Below are 19,133 nucleotides of genomic sequence, written 5' to 3'. Positions count from 1 at the left end.
ACGCCCGTGCATTTCCAGAGGCTGCGTCTTTCGGGCTTCAAGTCCTTCGTCGACCCGACCGAGTTCCGTATCGAACCCGGCCTGACCGGCGTGGTCGGCCCGAACGGCTGCGGCAAGTCGAACCTTCTGGAGGCGCTCCGCTGGGTGATGGGCGCCAACTCCGCCAAGGCCATGCGGGCCGGCGGCATGGACGATGTGATCTTCGCGGGGTCCGGCGGCCGGGCCTCGCGAAACCACGCTGAAGTCACCCTGACCATCGACAATGCCGACCGCACCGCCCCGGCGCAGTTCAACGCCGAAAGCGTGCTGGAGGTCGTCCGCCGCATCGACAAGGGCGAGGGCTCGACCTACCGCATAAACGGCCGCGAGGTCCGCGCCCGCGACGTCCAGCTGCTGTTCGCCGACGCCTCCACCGGCGCCAATTCGCCCGCCCTGGTCCGCCAGGGCCAGATCAGCGAGCTGATCGCCGCCAAGCCGCAGAACCGTCGCCGCATCCTCGAAGAGGCGGCCGGGGTCTCCGGCCTGCACACCCGCCGGCACGAGGCCGAGCTTCGCCTGCGCGCCGCCGAGAGCAACCTCGCCCGCCTGGACGACGTCACCCGCGAACTGGATTCGACCCTGAACCGTCTGAAGCGCGAGGCGCGGCAGGCGGAGAAGTACAAGAAGCTGTCGGCCGAGATCCGGGCTTTGCAGAGCGCGGTGCTCTACGCCCGCTGGACCGACGCCCGCGACGCGCGGCTGCGGGTCGAGGCCGAGACCGAGGCCGCCATCCAGGCGGTGGAGCGCACCGCCCGCGAGGCCGCCGCCGCGACCGCCGCCGCCCTGACCGCCGAGGAGGCGATCAAGCCGCTGCGCGAGGAGGAGCAGGTCGCCGCGGCCGTGCTGCAACGGCTGGCCATCGAGAAGGACCGCGTCGAGCGCGAGGCCGAGCAGGCGGCGGCCGAGGTGGCGCGCCTGACCGACGAGCTGGCCCGCCTGGAGGCCGACCGCGCCCGCGAGGAGCAGATCGTCGAGGACGCCCGCGCGGCGCTGGGGCGGATCGAGGCCGAGCTCGACGAGCTGGACGTGCAGGTCAAGACCGCGCCAGGCCGCATTCCCGAGCTGAAGGCCGCCTCCGAGCGGGCCGAGGCCGCCCGCGCCGTCGCCGAGGCCGAGGTCGAGAAGCTGGCCGCTCAGGTCGCCGCCGAGGAGGCACGCCGCCGCGCCGCCGCCGACCGCGTGCGCGAGGCCGAGGCCCGCGTCTCCCGGACCTTGCGGGCGCTGGAGCAGGCGCGCGGCGAGCGCGCCGCCCTGGGGCCCGAGGTCGATCCCGCCGCCGCCGAGGCCGCCGCGCGCCTGGCCGCCGCCGAACAGGCCCTGGCCGTCGCCCGCGCCGCCGTCGAGACCGCCGAGGCCGAGCGCGCCGAGGCGGCCCAGGCCGAGACGCTCGCCCGCGACGCCGCGCGCAAGGCCGAGGACCAGCTCGGACGCCTCAAGACCGAGGCGCGGGGCCTGGCCCAACTCACGCAGCCCCAGCGCAAGGGCGGCTTCGCCCCGGCCCTGGATCAGGTCTCCCCCGACAAGGGCTTCGGCGCCGCCCTGGCCGCCGCCCTGGGCGAGGACCTCGACGCCGCGCTCGATCCCAAGGCCGCGGCCTACTGGGGCGGACGCGAAGCCGCCGCGCCGGCCTGGCCGGAAGGCGCCCGCCCGCTGGGGCCGCTGGTCAAGGCGCCGCCCGAGCTGGCGGCGCGGCTGGCCTGGACGGCGGTGGTCGAGCGCGCCGACGGCGAGCGCCTGGCCAAGGATTTGGCGGTCGGGGCGCGGCTGGTGTCGCGCGAGGGCGACCTCTGGCGCTGGGACGGCTTCGTCGCCCGGGCCGAGGCGCCAAAGCCCGCCGCCGTCCGCCTGGAGCAACGCGCGCGTCTCGTCGAGGTCGAGGCCGAGATCGACCGTCTGGGCCCGGCCGTCGCCGAGGCCGCCGCCGGCCAGAAGGCGGCGGCGGACCGCCTGCGCCAGGCCGAGGAGACGCTGCGCAACTCCCGCCGCGGGCCCCAGGACGCCGAGCGCGCCGTCGCCCAGGCGCGTGAAGCCGTCGAGCGCTTGGCCCGCGAGCAGGCCCGCCGCGACGCCCGCGCCCAGTCGCTGGACGAGACCATCGCCCGCTTCGACGCCGAGCGCCTGGAGGCCGAGACCGCCCTGGCCGCCGCCCGCGCCGAGGCCGAGGGACAGGCCCAGGGCGAGGAGGATCTCGCGCCCCGGCTTTCGGCCGCCCGCGAGGCCGCCGCCCAGGCTCGCGAAACCGCCGCCGCCGCCCGCACAGCGCTCGACCTCGAGACGCGCGAGCGCGACAGCCGCACCCGCCGGGTCGACGGCCTGCGCCGCGACCGCGCCGACTGGACCCGCCGCTCCGAGGCCTCGGCCAAGCGTATCGACCAGTTGGCCAAGGACCGCGACAAGGCCGCGGCCGCCTACAAGACCGCCGCCGAGGCGCCGGCGGCGATCGCCGCGCGCCAGGACAAGCTGCTGGACGACCTGGGGCTGGCCGAGGCGCGACGGGCCAAGTCGGCCGACGCCCTGGAGAACGCCGAGGCCGCCCGCACCGAGGCCGATCGCGCCGCCCGCGCGGCCGACGGCGCGGCCTCGCAGGCGAGGGAGGCCCGTGCGGCGTTGGCGGCGCGGCTGGACGCGGCCCGCGAACGGCTGGGCGAGATGGCCGCCAACATCCGCGAAGTGGCGCGGATGGAGCCCGAGGCCCTGGGCCGCAAGCTGGTCGAGGACGCCGTCGGCGTGCCGGCCGACCCGTCCGGCATGGAGGCGCACCTGTTCGCCCTGGAGCGCGACCGCGACGCCATCGGCGCCGTCAACCTGCGCGCCGACGAGGAGGCCCAGGAATACGCCCTGCGGCTCGACGCCATGCGGACCGAGCGCGCCGACCTGACCGGGGCCATCGGCCGCCTGCGCGAGGGCATCGAGGAGCTGAACGCCGAGGGGCGCGAGCGGCTGCTGGGCGCGTTTGAGATCATCAACGGCCATTTCCAGACGCTGTTCCAGGCTCTGTTCGGCGGCGGCCAGGCCGAGCTGCGGCTGGTCGAATCGGACGACCCCCTGGAGGCGGGCCTGGAGATCTTCGCCTGCCCGCCGGGCAAGCGCATGGCCACGATGAGCCTGATGAGCGGCGGCGAACAGGCCCTGACGGCGGCGGCGCTGATCTTCGGCGTGTTCCTGGCCAATCCCGCGCCGATCTGCGTGCTGGACGAGGTCGACGCGCCGTTGGACGACGCCAACGTCGACCGCTTCTGCAACATGCTCAACGAGATGCGTCAGCGGACCGAGACCCGCTTCGTGGCCATCACCCACAATCCGGTGACCATGGCCCGCATGGACCGGTTGTTCGGGGTGACCATGCCCGAGCGGGGGGTGTCGCAGCTGGTTTCGGTGGACCTGCGGCAGGCCGAAGCCCTGGCGGCGCAATAGCCGTCGCGCAAGGGCCGGAAAGCGGCCTGACGCAACGGCGCCCGGCCGCCGGAAAAAGCTTCACGATCTCCGAGGCTTATCGATCCTGAAGCAAATCTTGACGCACCGCACCCGCATCTATAGGTTCCGCCGCGATCAAGCCGGGCCGCGGCGGCTACGTCGTGGTCGCTATTGACCTGACCAGCATGCCGCAGCCGGACGACCAACGCGAAGAGGCGCTTTCCCGCCTCGACGACCGCCTCAAGGCTTTCGAGGCGGATCGTGCGAAGAAGCCCGCGCCCTTCGGGGGGGAGCGGCAGGTCGGGGACGGCTACCGCCTTTTGGCGGAACTGATCGGCGGCGTTCTGTGCGGCCTCGGCCTCGGCTGGGGGTTTGATCAGATCGCGCACACCAAGCCCATGGGCCTGATCGGCGGCGTGCTGATCGGGACGGGGCTGTCGGTGTTCATGATGGTGCGGCAAGCATCGCGCATGAGCGCCGCATCCTCCGCGAGGGGGGCTTCCGAGAAGGCCGGGCCGGCGAAATCGGCTCCCTTCGAAGAGGACGAAGACGACACCTGATCGGCCCGCCATATCGGGCCGTGGACAATCACTCCCGGCGCGTTTGGCCGGAACGGAAGGGGCGTGACGGCCGATGGCCATCGATCCGATGCACCAGTTCGCGATCCACGAGGTCGTGCATATCGATCCGGTCAACGTCCCGGGTCTGGGTCTGGTCAATTTGTCGATCACCAATTCCGTGCTGTGGATGGGCATCGCCGCCCTGGTGGTCTGCGGCTTCCTGCTGGCTTCGGCCCGCGGCGCGGTCGTGCCCGGCCGCCTGCAGTCGCTGGGCGAGTCGCTCTACGGCCTCGTCGACAACCTGACCTCGTCGATGATCGGCCACGAGGGCCGCAAGTTCCTGCCGTTCGTCTTCACCCTTTTCAGCTTCATCCTGGTGATGAACCTGTTCGGCCTGATCGCCATTCCCGGCGTCGGCGCGCCGTTCACGGCGACCTCGCAACTGGCGGTCACCCTGACGCTGGCCCTGGTGACCTTCATCACCGTCATCGTCATCGGTTTCATCCGCAACGGCTTCGGCTTCTTCAAGCTGTTCGTCCCATCGGGCGTTCCGTGGCCGCTGCTGTTCCTTCTGGTGCCGATCGAGTTCATCTCGTTCATGGTCCGTCCGGTCACCCTGTCGCTGCGTCTGTTCGGCAACATGCTGGGCGGTCACGTGGTGCTGAAGATCTTCGCCAGCTTCGTGATCGGCCTCGGCGCCTTCGCGCTCACCGGCGGCCTCGCCAGCCTGGGCTTCGTGGGCTCGGCCCTGTCGCTCGGCACGGTGGTCGCCCTGACCGCCCTGGAGTTCATCGTCGCCTTCCTGCAGGCCTTCGTCTTCGCGGCGCTGGCTTGCGTCTACATCAACGACGTCGTGAACCTGCACGCTCACTGACGTCCTGACCAACCCAAACCACGTTTCTTCAAGGGGAATTCTCCAATGGAAGTTCAAGCCGCCAAGTACATCGGCGCCGGCCTCGCGATGCTCGGCATGATCGGCGCCGGCATCGGCCTCGGCATCCTGTTCGGCAACTACCTGTCCGGCGCCATGCGCAATCCGTCGGCCGCCGCCGGCGAGCGCCCGATGCTGTTCCTCGGCATGGCGCTGACCGAAGCGCTGGGCATCTTCGCCCTCGTCATCGCCTTCATGATCCTGTTCGTCTAAACCTCAGGTCAGAGATCGTTCGATGGCGGAGACGCCTAAACAAGCGACTCACGAGGGAACCGAAGCGGCCGGCGGGCACGCCTCCGGCGGCCTGCCGCAGTTCGACCCTCAGTGGTGGCCCGGCCAGATCATCTGGCTGCTGATCATCTTCGTCGCGCTCTATGTCGTGCTGTCCAAGGCGCTGCTGCCCAAGGTCGGCAAGGCCATCGACGAGCGGGCCGGGCGGATCGAGGGCGACATCGCCGAGGCCCGGCGCATGAAGGACGAGGCCGAGGCGCAAGCCCAGGCCGCCGCGTCCGAAATGGCCGAGGCCCGTGCGCGCTCGCAGAAACTGGCGGCTGACGCCAAGGCCCACGCCGCGGCGGAAACCGCCAAGCGTCAGGCCAAGGAAGAAGCCGTCCTGCACGAGAAGCTGTCGGCCGCCGAGACCCGCATCAAGGCCGCGCGCGACGAGGCCATGGGCAACGTGCGCTCGATCGCGGTCGAGACGGCCCAGGCGATCACCGAGAGGCTGACTGGCCAGGCGGCGACCGCCGCTCAGGCCCAGGCGGCCGCGGCGAAGCTGGCCTAAGGAGGCGTTCGAGATGGAACTGCTCAAGGACGCCGAATTCTGGGTCGGAATCGCCCTGCTGATCTTCATCGGCCTCTTGGTCTATCTGAAGGTCCCGGGCGCCGCCGCCAAGGCGCTGGATTCCCGCGCGGCCAAGATCCAGGCCGAGCTGGACGAGGCCAAGCGCCTGCGCGAGGAGGCCCAGGCCCTGCTCGCCCAGATCAAGAACCAGCGCGAGGACGCCGAGCGCACCGCCGCCGAGATGCTGGCCAACGCCGAGCTTGAGGCCAAGCGCCTCGAAGTCGAGGCCGAGGCCAAGCTGAAGGAGCAGATCAAGCGCCGGGCCGAGCTGGCCGAGCGCAAGATCGCCAACGCCGAAGCCGCCGCCGCGGCCGAGGTCAAGGCCGCCGCCGCCGACCTGGCCGCCGCCATCGCCGAGGACGTGCTCTCCGCCCGCCTCGCCGGCGCCAAGGCCGATCCGCTGGTGGACGAAGCGGTCAAGCAGATGTCGGCCAAGCTGCAATAGGCTTGGGGCTCAGGCCTCAGCAGAATTGCGGAAGGGCGTCCGGGAGACCGGACGCCCTTTTTGCTTGGGCCATCCGCCGCGCGCCCGACGGGCGGAGCGGTTTGGAGGGGCGGTGGTGCGCGCCGGCGATCCCGCGCGACGTGCGGGGCGTGGCCGCAGCCGGCCGCTCCGCGGGGCTGCGCGCCGAGGGGATCAGCCCCGCTTGCGGCGCAGGTAGCGGCGGCGCAGCGAACCGGCCCTGCGCCAGCGGCGGGGCAGGATCAGGCGCTCGACGCGCAGGGCCTGCTGCCAGGCGACCGGCAGGACTTCCGGCTCGCGCCGCAGCAGGCGGCGGAGCGGGAAGATCACGTTCGGATGCCGATGCTGGTAGCGGATGAAGGTGCGGCGCGCCTCCATCGAGTTGCGCAGCACGATGATCAGCCCGACCACCAGAATCGGCAGGCCTAGGTGCCCGGGCAGCAACGCCATGGGCACCCCGACCACCATCAGGGCGATCCCCACGCCGATCACGGTCCAGCGGGCGAGGCGACGCATCGCCTCGCGGACGGAGGCGGCGAATTCGGCGCGTTGCGCGGAGCGCAAGGTGAGGACGTCTGACATGGCTGTTCTTGGGTGACCGCTGGCGCCGACGTGGGGGGGCGTCGGCCGGCCATACAGGGCTATATGTGAAATCAAACGGCGACGAACAGGCGTCGTTCCAGTTAAATCGCCGTCATGCGGCTCAATTGCAGGGCGGCGTGACAATTCCGTCTCAGCCTCCCTGTCTGCGGAACAGACGCCGGCGCAGGCCGCGCGCCGGACGCCACCGGCGCGGCAGCACCAGGCGCTCGGCGCGCAGCACCTGCTGCCAGGCCACGGGGAGCACTTCAGGCTCGCGCCGCAGCAGCCGGCGTAGCGGAAACACCATCTTCGGATGGCGACGCTGGGCCTTGATGAAGGCCCGCCGCGCGCCCATCGAGTTGCGCAGCACCAGCACCAGGCCGACCACCACCAGCGGCAGGCCGAACGGACCGGGCAGCGGCGCGATCAGCACGCCGGCGACGACCAGCACGCCGCCGACCGCCATCAGGCCCAGGCGCAGCGCGCGACGCATCATCCCGCCGGAGCGGGACGAGAGGCGGGCGCGGGGCGCAAGGCGCAGGGCGGGGGCGTAGGTCATGATCCTCGAACAGGGGCGCGCACGCCGCCTACCCTGGAGATCCCGAGCCTTCACGCCGGACGCAAAGCGGAGATAGGACCACAAGCCGGCGGCTTAAAGGCGCCGGCCTGTGCATGGACAAGGTTTAATCCGCTATTCAGCCGCCTGGGCCAGCGCCGCCTCCGGCCGCCAGCGAAGCTTGGGCTTGCGGGCCGCCAGGGTCTCGTCGAGGCGCCGCAGCGGGGCGTGGAACGGCGCGCCCTTGAACCGCTCGGCGTCGCCCGCCTTGGCGGCCTCGGCCAGCAGGCGCAGGGTGTCGCAGAACCGGTCCAGCTCGTGCTTCGGCTCGGTCTCGGTCGGCTCGATCAGCATCGCCCCGTGGACGACCAGCGGGAAGTACATGGTCATCGGGTGGAAGCCCTCGTCGATCATCGCCTTGGCGAAGTCGAGCGTGGTCACGCCGGTGCCGTCCAGCCAGGCGTCGTCGAACAGCGCTTCGTGCATGCACGGCCCCTCGGGGAAGGCCGGGGTCATGACGTCCTGCAGGCGGGCCTTGATGTAGTTGGCGTTCAGCACGGCGTCCTCGGCCGCCTGGCGCAGGCCGTCGGCGCCGTGGCTCATCATGTAGGCCAGGGCGCGGACATACATGCCCATCTGGCCATGGAAGGCGCTCATGCGGCCGAAGGCGCGCTCGGCGGGGCCTTCCGGGGCCTCGACCAGGGCGAAGCCGTCCTCGCCGTGCACGATCCACGGCGTCGGCGCGTAGGGGGCCAGGGCGTCGGACAGCACCACCGGGCCCGCGCCCGGCCCGCCGCCGCCGTGCGGCGTCGAGAAGGTCTTGTGCAGGTTGATGTGCATGGCGTCGACGCCGAGGTCCGCCGGGCGCACCCGGCCGACGATGGCGTTGAAGTTGGCGCCGTCGCAGTAGAAATAGGCCCCGGCGGCGTGGGTCAGCCTGGCGATCTCGACGATGTCGCGCTCGAACAGGCCGCAGGTGTTGGGGTTGGTGACCATGATCGCGGCGACGTCGGGGCCGAGCTTGGCCTCGAGGTCGGCGAGGTCGACGCGGCCGTCCTCGGTCTGGGCGATCTCTTCCACGGCATAGCCGACGAAGGCGGCGGTGGCGGGGTTGGTGCCGTGGGCGCTGGTCGGGACCAGGACCCGCTTGCGGGCGTCGCCCTTGGCCTCGTGGGCGGCGCGGATGGCCAGCAGGCCGCACAGCTCGCCATGGGCGCCGGCCTTGGGCGACAGGGCCACGGCCGGCATGCCGGTCAGGGTCTTCAGCCAGTGGGCCAGCCGGTCCATCAGCGCCAGCGCGCCCTGCACCGTCGACTGCGGCTGCAGCGGGTGGATGTCGGAGAAGCCGGGCAGGCGCGCCATCTTCTCGTTCAGGCGCGGGTTGTGCTTCATGGTGCACGAGCCCAGCGGATAGAGCGCCAGGTCGATGGCGTGGTTCTTCTGGCTCAGGCGCACGTAGTGGCGCATGGCTTCGGGCTCGGACAGGCCGGGCAGGCCGATCGGCGCGGTGCGGACCAGGTCGCCGAGGTCGAGGCCGTCAGGGTCGACGTTGGGCAGGTCGACGCCGGTCTTCTCCCAGCCGCCCAGCTCGAAGATCAGGGCCTCGTCCTGCAACAGGCCGCGCCCGCCGCTCAGGGTGGCGGGAACGCCGGCGGCCTGGGCCGGGGCGGCGGCTTCGGGCCGGGTGGGACGGCCGACGGAATTCATGCTCATCAGCCTTGCTCCTTCGCGCCCAGAACCCGGGCCAGGGCCCTGGGCAGGAAGCGGATGTCGTTGTCCGGCGTCATTTCGGTGGCGGCGACCAGCAGCACGTCGTCGAGGCCGGCGGCCGGGTCGAGGCGCGAATAGGGCACGCCGGCGAGGACGCCGTTGCCGGCCAGGGTCTCGACCACCTCGGCGGCGTCGGCGGGCAGGCGGATGGCGAACTCGTTGAAGAAGCGCGGGGTCAGCACCTCGACCCCGGGAACGGCGGCCAGCTCGGCGCGCAGGGCGCGGGCCTTCTGGTGGTTCAGCGCGGCCAGCTTGCGCAGCCCCGCCTCGCCCAGCAGCGACATGTGGATGGTGAAGGCCAGGGCGCACAGGCCCGAATTGGTGCAGATGTTCGAGGTGGCCTTGTCGCGGCGGATGTGCTGCTCGCGGGTCGACAGGGTCAGCACGAAGCCGCGGCGGCCGTCGGCGTCGACGGTCTCGCCGGTCAGGCGGCCGGGCATCTGGCGCAGGAACTTCTCGCGGGCGGCGAACAGGCCGACATAGGGGCCGCCGAAGTTCAGGCCGTTGCCGATCGACTGGCCCTCGGCCACCACGATGTCGGCGCCCATCTCGCCCGGCGACTTGAGCAGGCCCAGCGAGACCACTTCCGTCGTCACGACGATCAGCAGGGCGCCGGCGGCCTGGGCGGCGGCGGCGATCTTGGCGACGTCGGTCGCCGTGCCGAACACGTTCGGCGTCTGGACCACCACGCAGGCGACGTCGGCGTCCAGGGCGTCGACCACCGCGGCCTCGCCGTCGATGGCGGCCGGCTGGCGGACGATGTCGACGCCGGCGACGTGGGCCAGGGTCTTGATGGTCTCGGCGTAGTGGGGATGCAGGCCGCCCGACAGCACCGCCTTGGGACGCTTGGTGACCCGGTGGGCCATCATCACCGCCTCGCCGGCGGCGGTGGAGCCGTCGTACATCGAGGCGTTGGCCACATCCATGCCGGTCAGGGCGGCGACCTGGGTCTGGAACTCGTAGAGGTACTGCAGCGTGCCCTGGGCGATCTCGGGCTGATAGGGCGTGTAGCTGGTCAGGAACTCCGACCGCTGGATGATGTGGTCCACCGTCGCCGGCACATGGTGGCGGTAGGCCCCGGCGCCGCAGAAGAACAGGCCGTCGCCGGCGGCGCGGTTGCGGCCGGCCAGGGCGCGCAGCTCCTGCTCCACCTCCAGCTCGCCGAGATGGTTCGGCAGGTCGACCGTGCCGTCGCGGCGGGCGGTCTGCGGCACGTCGCGGAACAGGTCGTCCACGGACGAGACGCCGACGACGCCCAGCATCTCGGCGCGATCGGCGGGGGTGAGGGGCAGGTAGCGCATTCTTGCAATCCAAACCCGTCTTCCCGGATCGGCCCTCGGGCCGCCCGGGAAGACGGAAGAAAGTTACAGGGTCTGAAGGAAGGCTTCGTAGGCGTCGCGGTCCATCAGGGCCTCGACGGCGGCCTTGTCGGCGACCTTGAGCTTGGCGAACCAGCCGTCGCCCTCGGGGGCGTGGTTGACCGTCTCGGGCGTGTCGGACAGGGCGCCGTTGGCCTCGACCACCTCGCCGGCGATCGGCGCGTAGACGTCGGAGGCGGCCTTGACGCTCTCGACCACGGCCAGGCCGTCGCCGGTCTTGACGACCTTGCCGACCTCGGGGACCTCGACGAACACCACGTCGCCGAGCTGCTCGGCGGCGTAGGCGGTGATGCCGACGGTGGCGACGTCGCCGTCGAGGGCGACCCATTCATGATCTTTGGTGAAGCGCATCAGTCTGACCCTTTCAGGCTTTGCGATGATAACGATTGGGAACGAACGGCATGGCGACCACCTCGGCCGCCTGGGGCTTGCCGCGCACGATGACCTTCAACGCGGTCCCGGCGGCGGCGAGGGCGGGGGGAACATAGCCCATGGCGATGGCCTGGCCGAGGCAGGGCGAGAAGCCGCCGCTGGTGATCACGCCGACCACGGCGCCGCCCTGGTCGGCGATCTCGGCGCCTTCGCGGGCGGGCGCGCCCTCCAGCACCTTGAGGCCGACGCGGACGCGGGAAAGCTCGCCGGCCAGCTCGGTCCGGACGCGGGCCGCGCCGGGGAAGTCGCCGGCCTCGCGGCGGCGCTTGGACAGGGCGAAGGTCAGGGCCGCCTCGACCGGGCTGGTGGTCTCGTCGCAGTCGTGGCCATAGAGCGGCAGGCCGGCTTCCAGCCGAAGGCTGTCGCGGGCGCCCAGGCCGATCGGCCGCACCCGCTCGTCCGACAGCAGCAGGCTCCACACCGCCTCGGCCGCCTCGGCCGGGACGGAGATCTCATAGCCGTCCTCGCCGGTGTAGCCCGAGCGCGAGACGATCGCGTCGACGCCGAAGGCGGTCAGCGCGGCGCTGTCCATGAACGCCATGTCGGCGGCGGCGGGAAGATGGGCGGCCAGGACCTCGGCGGCCTTGGGGCCCTGCAGGGCCAGCAGGGCGCGGTTCTCCAGGCGCTCGATGGTCACCTGGCCGGCCAGCTCGGCGTCGATGACCTTGAAGTCGTTCTCCTTGCAGGCGCCGTTGACCACCACGAACAGGCCGTCGGCGTCGGGCCGCGCGACCATCAGGTCGTCGATGATGCCGCCCTTCTTGTTCAGCAGCATGGAATAGCGCTGCTTGCCCGGCTTGAGGCCGATGATGTCGCCGGGGACCACCTCCTCGAAGGCGGCCTGGGGGGCGACGCCGCGCAGGCGGGCCTGGCCCATGTGCGAGACGTCGAACAGGCCGGCGTTCTCGCGCGTCCACTTGTGCTCGCCCATCACGCCCAGCTTGTACTGCACGGGCATGGCGTAGCCGGCGAAGGGCACCATGCGCGCGCCCAGCGCGACATGGGCGTCGTAAAGCGGGGTCCGCTTCAGGTCGGCTTGGGCGGTGTCGGTCATGACGGCTCCAGAACGCAGGGACGAGAACGCGAGGCCCGCGGACAAGGTCCGTCGAAACCGTGCGCGCCCCCGCTGTCCTGAAGCCTGAGAGATTCCGGGCCGCGATAGATCGCCGCGAACCCTTGCTCCTTCGGCGAGCGCCTAGGCGGCGCTGCTTTCCAGCGTTCTAGTCACTCCGCGGTCCTTTTGCCTGAGCGTTTCCGGGGCGGTTGCGCCTTCGGCGCCGGCGCGCCAAATCACTTGGACGCCGGTCTCTCCCGCGAGAGTGGCCGGAAACTGTGCGAGCCGGGCGGGGGAGTCAAGCGCGGCCTGACGCCCCGCCGGCTACATCCGTTCCGGAGTCTCGATTCCGAGCAGGTCGAGCGCGGTCTCCAACTGGGCCAGCGCGGCCTGGGCCAGGCCCAGGCGCGAGGCCTTCACCGCCTCGTCCTTGGCGATCAGCACCGGGCAGGCGGCGTAGAACTTGGAGAAGGCCTGGGCCAGCTTGTAGGCGTGCTCGGCGATCAGGTTCGGCGCCTTCTTGTCGTAGGCCTCGCCGAGCGCGGCCTCGAAGGCGTCGAGCATCAGGGCCAGCTCGCGCTCGGCGGGCTCGACGACGGTGATCGCTCCGGGCGTCGCGCCCTCGGCCGCACCCTTGCGCAGCAGGGATTTGATCCGCACCGCCTGGTACAGCAGATAGGGACCGGTCTTGCCCTCGAAGCTGGTGAAGCGGTCGAGGTCGAAGATGTAGCTGGTGCCGCGATAGTTCGACAGGTCGGCGAACTTCAGCGCCGCCACCGCCACCTTGCGGGCGATCTCCTCGAACTCGTCCTGGGGCAGCGCCTCGCCCAGGCCGGCCTCGCGCAGGCGCTCGCGCGCCTTGTCCGTGGTCATCGAGATCAGGTCGTGCAGCTTGAGCACGCCGCCGGCGCGGGTCTTGAACGGCTTGCCGTCCGTCCCGTTCATGGTGCCGAAGCCGATGTGCTCCAGCGCGCCGTCCTCGGCGTAGCCGGCCAGGTAGGCGGCGCGGAACACCTGCTCGAAGTGGTCGGCCTGCCGCTGGTCGACGCAATACAGCATCAGGTGCGGGTCCTGGCTGCGGCGGCGGTCGAGGATGGTGGCCAGGTCGGTCGTGCCGTACATGGCCGAGCCTTCCGACGAGATCACCAGCAGCGGCGGCAGCTCGCGCTTGTCGCCCTCGCGCGTCACCCGGACGATCTGGGCGCCCTGGTCCTCGACCAGCAGGCCCTTGGCCTTGAGGTCCTCGACCATGCCGGGGATCAGCGGGTCGGCGTCGCTCTCGCCCTTCCACAGGTCGAAGTCGACGCCCAGGGCGTGGAACTCGCGCTCCAGGGCCACGCGGCTGACCTCGATGAAGCGCCGCCACAGGGTCAGGTAGCCGGGCTTGCCGGCCTGCAGTTCGGCGGTCGCCTTGCGGGCGCGGTCGCGGTAGGCGGGGTCTTCCTTGGCCTTGGCGGCGGCCATCGGATAGAGCCGGTCCAGCATCGCCAGGTCGATCCGCGCCAGGGCCTCGGCGTCGTCGGCGCCTTCGCCGAGGGCGGCCCAGCGCGGGTCCTCGTCGCCGGCGGCGACGATCAGGAGGCCCATCTGGAAGCCCCAGTCGCCGAAGTGGGCGTCGCCCCAGACGGTATCGCCGCGGAAGCGGTAGATGCGCTTGATCGATTCGCCGATGATCGCGGCGCGCAGGTGGCCGACGTGCAGCGGCTTGGCCACGTTGGGGCCGGCGTAGTCGACGATCACCCGGCGCGGCCGGGCGACGATCTCGGCGCCGGCGCGCGCGTCGGCGGCGATCTGGCGGGCGCGGGCCGACAGGGCCTGGTCGCTGATCTTCAGGTTGACGAAGCCGGGGCCGGCGATCTCGATCCCGGCCAGCATGGGGCTCCCGGCCAGGCGCGCGACCACGGCGGCGGCGATCTCGCGCGGGTTGCGCTTGGCGGCCTTGGCGGCGGCCAGGGCGCCGTTGCATTGGAAGTCGGCGAGGTCGGGGCGGTCGGAAGGCGTGACCCGTCCCAGGTCGGCAGGCAGGCCCTCGGCGGCGAAGGCGGCGCTGACCGCTTCGCCGAGGGCCGTTTTCAGATCGCTCATGGCTTGGCGGCGGCCTGCTGGGTTCCGCTGGCGTTGACGCGGAAGCGTTTGCCCTCGCGGTTGAACTGAGCCATCTCGGGCGTGACGTCGAAGCCGACCAGGACCTCGAAATTGTTGCCGCTGATGGTGGCCTTGGCGCGGGGGATGACGATCTCGTTGATGGTGTCGGTGACGTAGACGCGGTCCTGACCGGCGGGGAAGTCGGCCTTCACGTCGAAATACTGCTTGGCCAGCACCGAGCGGTTGCGGTCGGTGACCGCCACCCAGTAGCGATAGGCGTGGGCCGAGCCCTCGGCTTGCGGGCCGCGCCCGAACTCGAACAGGACCTCGAGGGCCAGCTTGATCGGCTCGTCCGACTTGTACTCGCAGCCCGAGCCCAGCTTCTGGATCTCGCCGGTGTAGCCGGCCTGGGCCGAGGCGGTCTTGTTGTCCTTGAACTCGACATAGCGGCCGGCGTCGTAGAGCACCTTGACGTAGGGGCAGGGGCCGGCGTTGCGCAGCTGCTTCAGCGGGGCCTGGCCGTTGCCCCATTCCTGGTCGCGCTTCTTCTTCTTGGCGTCGTCGGCGCCCTGGTCCTGGCCGCCCTGGCCTCGGCCGCCGCGGCTCTGGGCGTAGGCGGCGGGAGCGCTCGCGACGAGAGCCGCGATCACGGCGGAAACCAGCAGGAACGAGCGGCGCATGGACGGTCCGGAATTGTAAGGAGCGGGCCGCGAGACTGCGGCGCGCATCGACTAGAGCCTGAATAAAGGCTTCTGTTTGACGTCGCAATGCAAACGGCGCGTGGCGATCGCCCCGCGGAAGGCTTAAGTTCCGCGCCATGAGCGCCCAGATTCCCGCCGCCGCCGCGCCCCGTCCGCCCCTGACCGTGCTGCTGGCCAGTCCGCGCGGCTTCTGCGCCGGCGTCGATCGGGCCATCCAGATCGTCGAGCGCGCCATCGAGAAATACGGCGCCCCGGTCTATGTGCGCCATGAGATCGTCCACAACCGCCACGTGGTCGAGCGCCTACGCGCCCTGGGCGCGGTGTTCGTCGAGGAGCTGGACGAGGCGCCGACCGACCGGCCGGTGATCTTCTCCGCTCACGGCGTGCCCAAGTCGGTGCCGGCCGAGGCCTCCCGTCGCCAGATGCTCTATCTGGACGCCACCTGCCCGCTGGTCTCCAAGGTCCACGTCGAAGCCGAGCGCCATCACGACGCCGGCCGCGAGATCGTGCTGATCGGCCATGCCGGCCACCCGGAGGTGATCGGCACCATGGGCCAGCTGCCGGCCGGGGCCGTGGCGCTGATCGAGACCGTGGCCGACGCGGCGGCCTTCCAGCCGCGCGACGCGGCCAATCTCGCCTTCGTGACCCAGACCACCCTGTCGGTGGACGACACGGCCGAGATCATCGCCACCCTGCAGGCGCGCTTCCCCGGGGTCGCCGCGCCGCACAAGGAAGACATCTGCTACGCCACCACCAACCGCCAGGAAGCGGTGAAGCGGCTGGCCGAACGGTGCGAGCTGCTGCTGGTGGTCGGTTCGAAGAATTCCTCCAACTCGGTGCGGCTGGTCGAGGTCGGCCATCGCGCCGGCGTCGCCGAGGCGCGCCTGATCGACGACGCGGCGGGGCTGGACCTGGCCTGGTTCGCCGGCGTGGGCGTCGTCGGCCTGACCGCCGGCGCCTCGGCGCCCGAGACCCTGGTCGAGGGGGTGATCGAGGCCCTGCGCGAACGCTTCGACCTGACGGTGGAGGAGGTGTCGCCCACCCGCGAGGCGGTCAGTTTCAAGCTGCCCCGGGTGCTGACCGAGCCGGCCTGACGCCCGCCTTCCGACTGGCGGCTTGACCTTGGCGCGCGGCTACCGCATCCCCGCGCCATGGCCGTCTACACCGACATCACCGACGCTGAGCTCGACGCGTTCCTCGCCGACTACGACCTTGGGCGGCCCCTGGCGTTCAAGGGCATCGCCGAGGGCGTCGAGAACTCCAACTTCCTGCTGGAGACCGAGGCGGGGCGTTTCATCCTGACGGTCTATGAGCGGCGGGTGCGCAGCGAGGACCTGCCCTATTTCCTGGGCCTGATGCGCTGGCTGGCCGACCACGATTTCCCGTCGGCGGCGCCGGTCGAGGACCGCCGGGGCCGGGCGCTCAAGACCCTGCGGGGCAAGCCGGCCGCCATCGCCGACTTCCTCACCGGGGTCTCGGTGCGCAAGCCCGGCGTCCAGCACTGCCGCGAGGCGGGCGAGGGGCTGGCCCGCCTGCACCTGGCCGCCGAAGGCTATCCGGGGCGACGGCCAAACGACCTGGGCCACGCCGCCTGGGCGCCGATGTTCGCCGGCCTGCGCGGCGCGGCCGAGGCGCTGAAGCCCGGGCTGGCCGCGGTGATCGAGAAGGACCTCGCCACCCTGGCCCTGACCTGGCCGCGCGACCTGCCGGTCGGCGTCGTCCACGCCGACTACTTCCCCGACAACGTCTTCTTCCGCGACGGCCGGTTCGCCGCCGCCATCGATTTCTACTTCGCCTGCGAGGACGCCCTGGCCTACGACGTCGCCGCCGCCCTCAACGCCTGGTGCTTCGAGGCCGACGGCACGTTCAACGTCACCAACGCCCGCGCCTTCGTCGCCGGGTACGAGCGCCGCCGGCCGCTGGCCCCGGCCGAGCGCGAGGCCCTGCCCATCCTGGCCTGGGGCGCGGCGATGCGCTTCTTCATCACCCGGCTGGCCGACTGGGGCGCCACCCCGTCGGGCGCGCTGGTCCGCCCCAAGGACCCGCTGGAATACGAACGCAAGCTGGCCGTCCACCGCGAGGCCCAGGGCCACGCGCGCGGCCTGATGCTGTTCGAGGCCGAGGCGTGAGCGCGAGCCTGGGCGAGCCCAAGGTCATCATCTACACGGACGGCGCCTGCCGGGGGAATCCTGGTCCGGGCGGCTGGGGCCTGATCCTGATCTGGGGCGGGCTCGAAAAGGAGATGTGCGGCGGCGAGCTGTCGACCACCAACAACCGCATGGAGCTGATGGCGGCCATCCAGGCGCTGGAGGCGCTGAAGCGGCCGTGCAAGGTCGAGCTGCACACCGACAGCCAGTACGTGCGCAACGGCGTCACCCAGTGGATCCACGGCTGGAAGGCGCGCGGCTGGAAGACCGCCGACAAGAGCCCGGTCAAGAACGAGGACCTGTGGCGCCGCCTCGACGCCGCCCGCGCCCGGCACGAAGTCGATTGGCGCTGGGTCAAGGGCCACGCCGGCCACCCCCTGAACGAACGCGCCGACGGTCTGGCGCGCAAGGGCATGCTGCAGGTGCTGGGCGAGGCCTGACCGCCGGCGGCGGCTCGTCCTTGATGGTTCGCGTCGCCCGACGCCGAGGGCTTGTAGGACAGCCGTGCGCCCAAGCGGCATGGCTTATGGTTGCATGAATCGTCGATAGTCCGCCTACCTTGCACGCGCAGGGTGCAGCAGGGGCGACATGGCCAAGCCAATTTTATGCAGCGATCACCGCCGCTCGATTTCAGGTCGTCAGGCGGCTGTCTGGCTGGCGGTCGCGGGCCTCGCGGCGCTGTGGACCCTCGTCGTTCGCGGGCCGTACCTTGATGTGGTCGCCCTGGATGGCGATGAGGCGCTGTTCTTGATGATCGGCAAGGCCTGGGCGTCGGGCCATCCGCCCTATACCGTCATTTGGGATCTGAAGCCGCCGGGGCTCTACCTGATCTACGCCGCCGTATGGTCGATGTTCGGGGACGATCTGGTCGGCCCCAAGGTCGCCTGCTTGGCGGCGGTCATCGCCACCAGCTTGGGGCTCTACGTTTTTGCGGCTTGGTTCCTAAAGAGCCGAAGAACGGGCGTGGCGGCCCTGCTGCTCTACCCGCCGATGACCCTGGTGCTGGACGGATTGGCCAGCAAGCCGGACCTGTTGATGACGCCGTTCCTGGCCTGGGGGGCGGTCGCGGCGTTCGCCAGCTTGCGTTCGCGGAACAACCGGTCGGCTGTCGCGCTTGCCGCGGGCCTGCTCGTGGGATGCGCGGGCATGGTGAAGCAGACGGCCGCGTTCGAGGCCGCTTATTTCTTTTTCGCCCTGGCTATCGCTGACAAGGGTCTTGGCCGGCGTGCTATGGCTTTCGTAGCTGGTTGCGCCTTCGCGCCGATGCTCTTCGTCTTCTGGTTTACGAAGCTCGGGTTGGTGAACGCCCTGTTTCAGGGCGCTGTTCTATCGGCGTTTCAACGGCTCGGCGGCGACGGCGTCGCCTTCACGGAGACGCCCGTCAGGTTCCTGGCGATGCTCAAGCCGGTGTTGCCCCTGGTTATCGGGGCCGGGCTGGCGTGGTGCGAACGTCGACGGCTGGTCTCTGAGGGGTGCCGCGCCGAGCTGAGCTTCATCGCGGGTTGGGCCGGAGCCAGCGCGGCGGGGGCGTTCGTCATGCGCGCGATGTATGCAGCCTATTTCCAGCCGCTGCTGCCCACGCTGACGCTCCTGACGGCGGCGTTTCTGATGCTTGGAATCTGGCCTGCGCTGACCGGGCGGGCAAGGACGGCGACAGCGGTCGTCCTGGCGGTCTGCGCGATTGCCTACCCGATGGTCTTCTTGCAGGTTTCGCAAGAGCACCGCCTGATCGCCAATCGGACGCCTCGGGAGATCGGAGCCTATCTCCGCCATGAGGCGCTGGCGCCTGGCGACAGCATCTATGTGGTGGACTATGAGCCCGTCGTTTATCTGCTTGCGGGCGCGACGGCGCCGACCCGTTTCGTTCTGCCGCAGCATTTGGTCTGTCCATTTCCCGCCTCCGGCGTCCAGGCGGATCAGGAAATCATCCGAATCATGGCCAGCCGGCCGCGCTGTCTTGTGTTGGCGGCGAGTCGTCGGCGAATGGCTTGTGAGCAGGAAACCCTCGTGCGCCTGCCCGAGCGTCTCGGCGAGGGGCATTATACCGTGCATCAGCGTTTTGTCGGCGGTGGAGAGGCGGTGGACGTCCTTTGCCGCCAATAGTGAAGCCGGACCTGAGCGCCGGCGATGTTGGCGTCCCGTTCTGCGCAGGCGTGGCGAGCGGCTTCAAGTCGTG

General features: G+C 70.9%; 18 protein-coding genes and 1 riboswitch. Of the genes, 10 read left to right on the top strand and 8 right to left on the bottom strand.

All coding sequences use genetic code 11. From position 1 onward, the window contains the following. The first annotated feature begins 6 nt into the window (after window positions 1-6). The 6 genes from smc to C5708_RS13700 all read left to right on the top strand — a co-directional run bounded on the left by smc (window position 7) and on the right by C5708_RS13700 (window position 6,233). Window positions 7-3,453 (top strand): chromosome segregation protein SMC, encoded by a 3,447-nt coding sequence (smc, locus tag C5708_RS13725; protein ID WP_242921986.1) that lies wholly within the window; start codon window positions 7-9, stop codon window positions 3,451-3,453. Between the two features lie 161 nt (window positions 3,454-3,614). After that, window positions 3,615-4,013, top strand: coding sequence for an AtpZ/AtpI family protein (locus C5708_RS13720; protein ID WP_242921984.1), 399 nt, complete (start codon window positions 3,615-3,617; stop codon window positions 4,011-4,013). A 73-nt stretch (window positions 4,014-4,086) separates the two neighbouring features. Beyond that, window positions 4,087-4,887: a F0F1 ATP synthase subunit A gene (locus C5708_RS13715; RefSeq protein ID WP_242921982.1), complete on the top strand. Its 801-nt coding sequence runs from the start codon at window positions 4,087-4,089 to the stop codon at window positions 4,885-4,887. 45 nt (window positions 4,888-4,932) lie between these two features. Beyond that, window positions 4,933-5,157 carry a F0F1 ATP synthase subunit C gene (locus tag C5708_RS13710; RefSeq protein ID WP_242921980.1) on the top strand — a complete coding sequence of 75 codons (225 nt, stop codon included), beginning with the start codon at window positions 4,933-4,935 and terminating at the stop codon, window positions 5,155-5,157. A 22-nt stretch (window positions 5,158-5,179) separates the two neighbouring features. After that, window positions 5,180-5,728: a hypothetical protein gene (locus C5708_RS13705; protein WP_242921978.1), complete on the top strand. Its 549-nt coding sequence runs from the start codon at window positions 5,180-5,182 to the stop codon at window positions 5,726-5,728. 13 nt (window positions 5,729-5,741) lie between these two features. Continuing rightward, window positions 5,742-6,233, top strand: coding sequence for a F0F1 ATP synthase subunit B (locus C5708_RS13700; protein ID WP_242921976.1), 492 nt, complete (start codon window positions 5,742-5,744; stop codon window positions 6,231-6,233). Window positions 6,234-6,425: 192 nt separating this feature from the next. Here the strand turns inward: C5708_RS13700 and C5708_RS13695 are convergent, their stop codons facing one another. The 8 genes from C5708_RS13695 to C5708_RS13660 all read right to left on the bottom strand — a co-directional run bounded on the left by C5708_RS13695 (window position 6,426) and on the right by C5708_RS13660 (window position 14,789). After that, entirely contained in the window at window positions 6,426-6,833 is a 408-nt protein-coding gene (locus C5708_RS13695; protein WP_242921974.1) for a hypothetical protein, read from the bottom strand. 151 nt (window positions 6,834-6,984) lie between these two features. Beyond that, window positions 6,985-7,392, bottom strand: coding sequence for a hypothetical protein (locus C5708_RS13690; protein WP_242921972.1), 408 nt, complete (start codon window positions 7,390-7,392; stop codon window positions 6,985-6,987). Window positions 7,393-7,524: 132 nt separating this feature from the next. Next, a complete protein-coding gene (gene gcvPB, locus C5708_RS13685; RefSeq protein WP_242921970.1) occupies window positions 7,525-9,102 on the bottom strand; it encodes an aminomethyl-transferring glycine dehydrogenase subunit GcvPB in 1,578 nt (525 codons plus the stop codon). After that, a complete protein-coding gene (gene gcvPA, locus C5708_RS13680) occupies window positions 9,102-10,460 on the bottom strand; it encodes an aminomethyl-transferring glycine dehydrogenase subunit GcvPA (RefSeq protein ID WP_242921968.1) in 1,359 nt (452 codons plus the stop codon). The genes gcvPB and gcvPA overlap by 1 nt, the downstream gene beginning before the upstream one ends. A gap of 63 nt (window positions 10,461-10,523) precedes the next feature. Continuing rightward, a complete protein-coding gene (gene gcvH / locus C5708_RS13675) occupies window positions 10,524-10,889 on the bottom strand; it encodes a glycine cleavage system protein GcvH (RefSeq protein WP_242921966.1) in 366 nt (121 codons plus the stop codon). A 13-nt stretch (window positions 10,890-10,902) separates the two neighbouring features. Continuing rightward, entirely contained in the window at window positions 10,903-12,024 is a 1,122-nt protein-coding gene (gcvT, locus tag C5708_RS13670; RefSeq protein WP_242921964.1) for a glycine cleavage system aminomethyltransferase GcvT, read from the bottom strand. A 168-nt stretch (window positions 12,025-12,192) separates the two neighbouring features. Beyond that, window positions 12,193-12,294, bottom strand: a riboswitch (glycine riboswitch). Window positions 12,295-12,348: 54 nt separating this feature from the next. Beyond that, complete coding sequence (argS, locus tag C5708_RS13665; protein WP_242921962.1) at window positions 12,349-14,109, bottom strand: arginine--tRNA ligase; 1,761 nt, start codon at window positions 14,107-14,109, stop codon at window positions 12,349-12,351. After that, a complete protein-coding gene (locus C5708_RS13660) occupies window positions 14,106-14,789 on the bottom strand; it encodes a Tat pathway signal sequence domain protein (RefSeq protein WP_242921960.1) in 684 nt (227 codons plus the stop codon). Before C5708_RS13660 ends, argS begins: the two co-directional genes overlap by 4 nt. Window positions 14,790-14,926: 137 nt before the next feature. On the opposite strand from C5708_RS13660, the gene ispH reads away from it, so the two are divergent. From ispH to C5708_RS13640, 4 genes are all read left to right on the top strand, one after another. Beyond that, a complete protein-coding gene (ispH, locus tag C5708_RS13655) occupies window positions 14,927-15,904 on the top strand; it encodes a 4-hydroxy-3-methylbut-2-enyl diphosphate reductase (RefSeq protein WP_242921958.1) in 978 nt (325 codons plus the stop codon). Between the two features lie 57 nt (window positions 15,905-15,961). Beyond that, window positions 15,962-16,939, top strand: a complete 978-nt coding sequence (gene thrB / locus C5708_RS13650) for a homoserine kinase (protein ID WP_242921956.1) — start codon at window positions 15,962-15,964, stop codon at window positions 16,937-16,939. Between the two features lie 8 nt (window positions 16,940-16,947). Beyond that, the gene (gene rnhA, locus C5708_RS13645; RefSeq protein ID WP_242922198.1) at window positions 16,948-17,397 is read left to right on the top strand and encodes a ribonuclease HI; all 450 of its coding nucleotides are present in this window, start codon (window positions 16,948-16,950) and stop codon (window positions 17,395-17,397) included. Between the two features lie 148 nt (window positions 17,398-17,545). Further along, a complete protein-coding gene (locus C5708_RS13640) occupies window positions 17,546-19,060 on the top strand; it encodes a glycosyltransferase family 39 protein (protein WP_242921954.1) in 1,515 nt (504 codons plus the stop codon). The last annotated feature ends 73 nt before the right edge of the window (window positions 19,061-19,133 follow it).

The sequence above is a fragment of the Caulobacter sp. CCUG 60055 genome (assembly GCF_022750545.1).
Taxonomy (GTDB): domain Bacteria; phylum Pseudomonadota; class Alphaproteobacteria; order Caulobacterales; family Caulobacteraceae; genus PUIC01.
Note: the sequence above shows the minus strand (reverse complement) of the source record. Positions and strands in the feature narration are given on the sequence as shown.

Excerpts from the sequence above, each read along its gene's own strand:
- thrB (WP_242921956.1), top strand. The coding sequence starts at position 15,962 with ATGGCCGTCTACACCGACATCACCGACGCTGAGCTCGACGCGTTCCTC.
- argS (WP_242921962.1), bottom strand. The coding sequence starts at position 14,109 with ATGAGCGATCTGAAAACGGCCCTCGGCGAAGCGGTCAGCGCCGCCTTC.
- C5708_RS13640 (WP_242921954.1), top strand. The coding sequence starts at position 17,546 with ATGGCCAAGCCAATTTTATGCAGCGATCACCGCCGCTCGATTTCAGGT.
- C5708_RS13705 (WP_242921978.1), top strand. The coding sequence starts at position 5,180 with ATGGCGGAGACGCCTAAACAAGCGACTCACGAGGGAACCGAAGCGGCC.
- C5708_RS13715 (WP_242921982.1), top strand. The coding sequence starts at position 4,087 with ATGGCCATCGATCCGATGCACCAGTTCGCGATCCACGAGGTCGTGCAT.
- C5708_RS13710 (WP_242921980.1), top strand. The coding sequence starts at position 4,933 with ATGGAAGTTCAAGCCGCCAAGTACATCGGCGCCGGCCTCGCGATGCTC.
- gcvH (WP_242921966.1), bottom strand. The coding sequence starts at position 10,889 with ATGCGCTTCACCAAAGATCATGAATGGGTCGCCCTCGACGGCGACGTC.
- gcvT (WP_242921964.1), bottom strand. The coding sequence starts at position 12,024 with ATGACCGACACCGCCCAAGCCGACCTGAAGCGGACCCCGCTTTACGAC.
- C5708_RS13660 (WP_242921960.1), bottom strand. The coding sequence starts at position 14,789 with ATGCGCCGCTCGTTCCTGCTGGTTTCCGCCGTGATCGCGGCTCTCGTC.
- ispH (WP_242921958.1), top strand. The coding sequence starts at position 14,927 with ATGAGCGCCCAGATTCCCGCCGCCGCCGCGCCCCGTCCGCCCCTGACC.
- gcvPA (WP_242921968.1), bottom strand. The coding sequence starts at position 10,460 with ATGCGCTACCTGCCCCTCACCCCCGCCGATCGCGCCGAGATGCTGGGC.
- C5708_RS13700 (WP_242921976.1), top strand. The coding sequence starts at position 5,742 with ATGGAACTGCTCAAGGACGCCGAATTCTGGGTCGGAATCGCCCTGCTG.
- C5708_RS13695 (WP_242921974.1), bottom strand. The coding sequence starts at position 6,833 with ATGTCAGACGTCCTCACCTTGCGCTCCGCGCAACGCGCCGAATTCGCC.
- C5708_RS13690 (WP_242921972.1), bottom strand. The coding sequence starts at position 7,392 with ATGACCTACGCCCCCGCCCTGCGCCTTGCGCCCCGCGCCCGCCTCTCG.
- gcvPB (WP_242921970.1), bottom strand. The coding sequence starts at position 9,102 with ATGAGCATGAATTCCGTCGGCCGTCCCACCCGGCCCGAAGCCGCCGCC.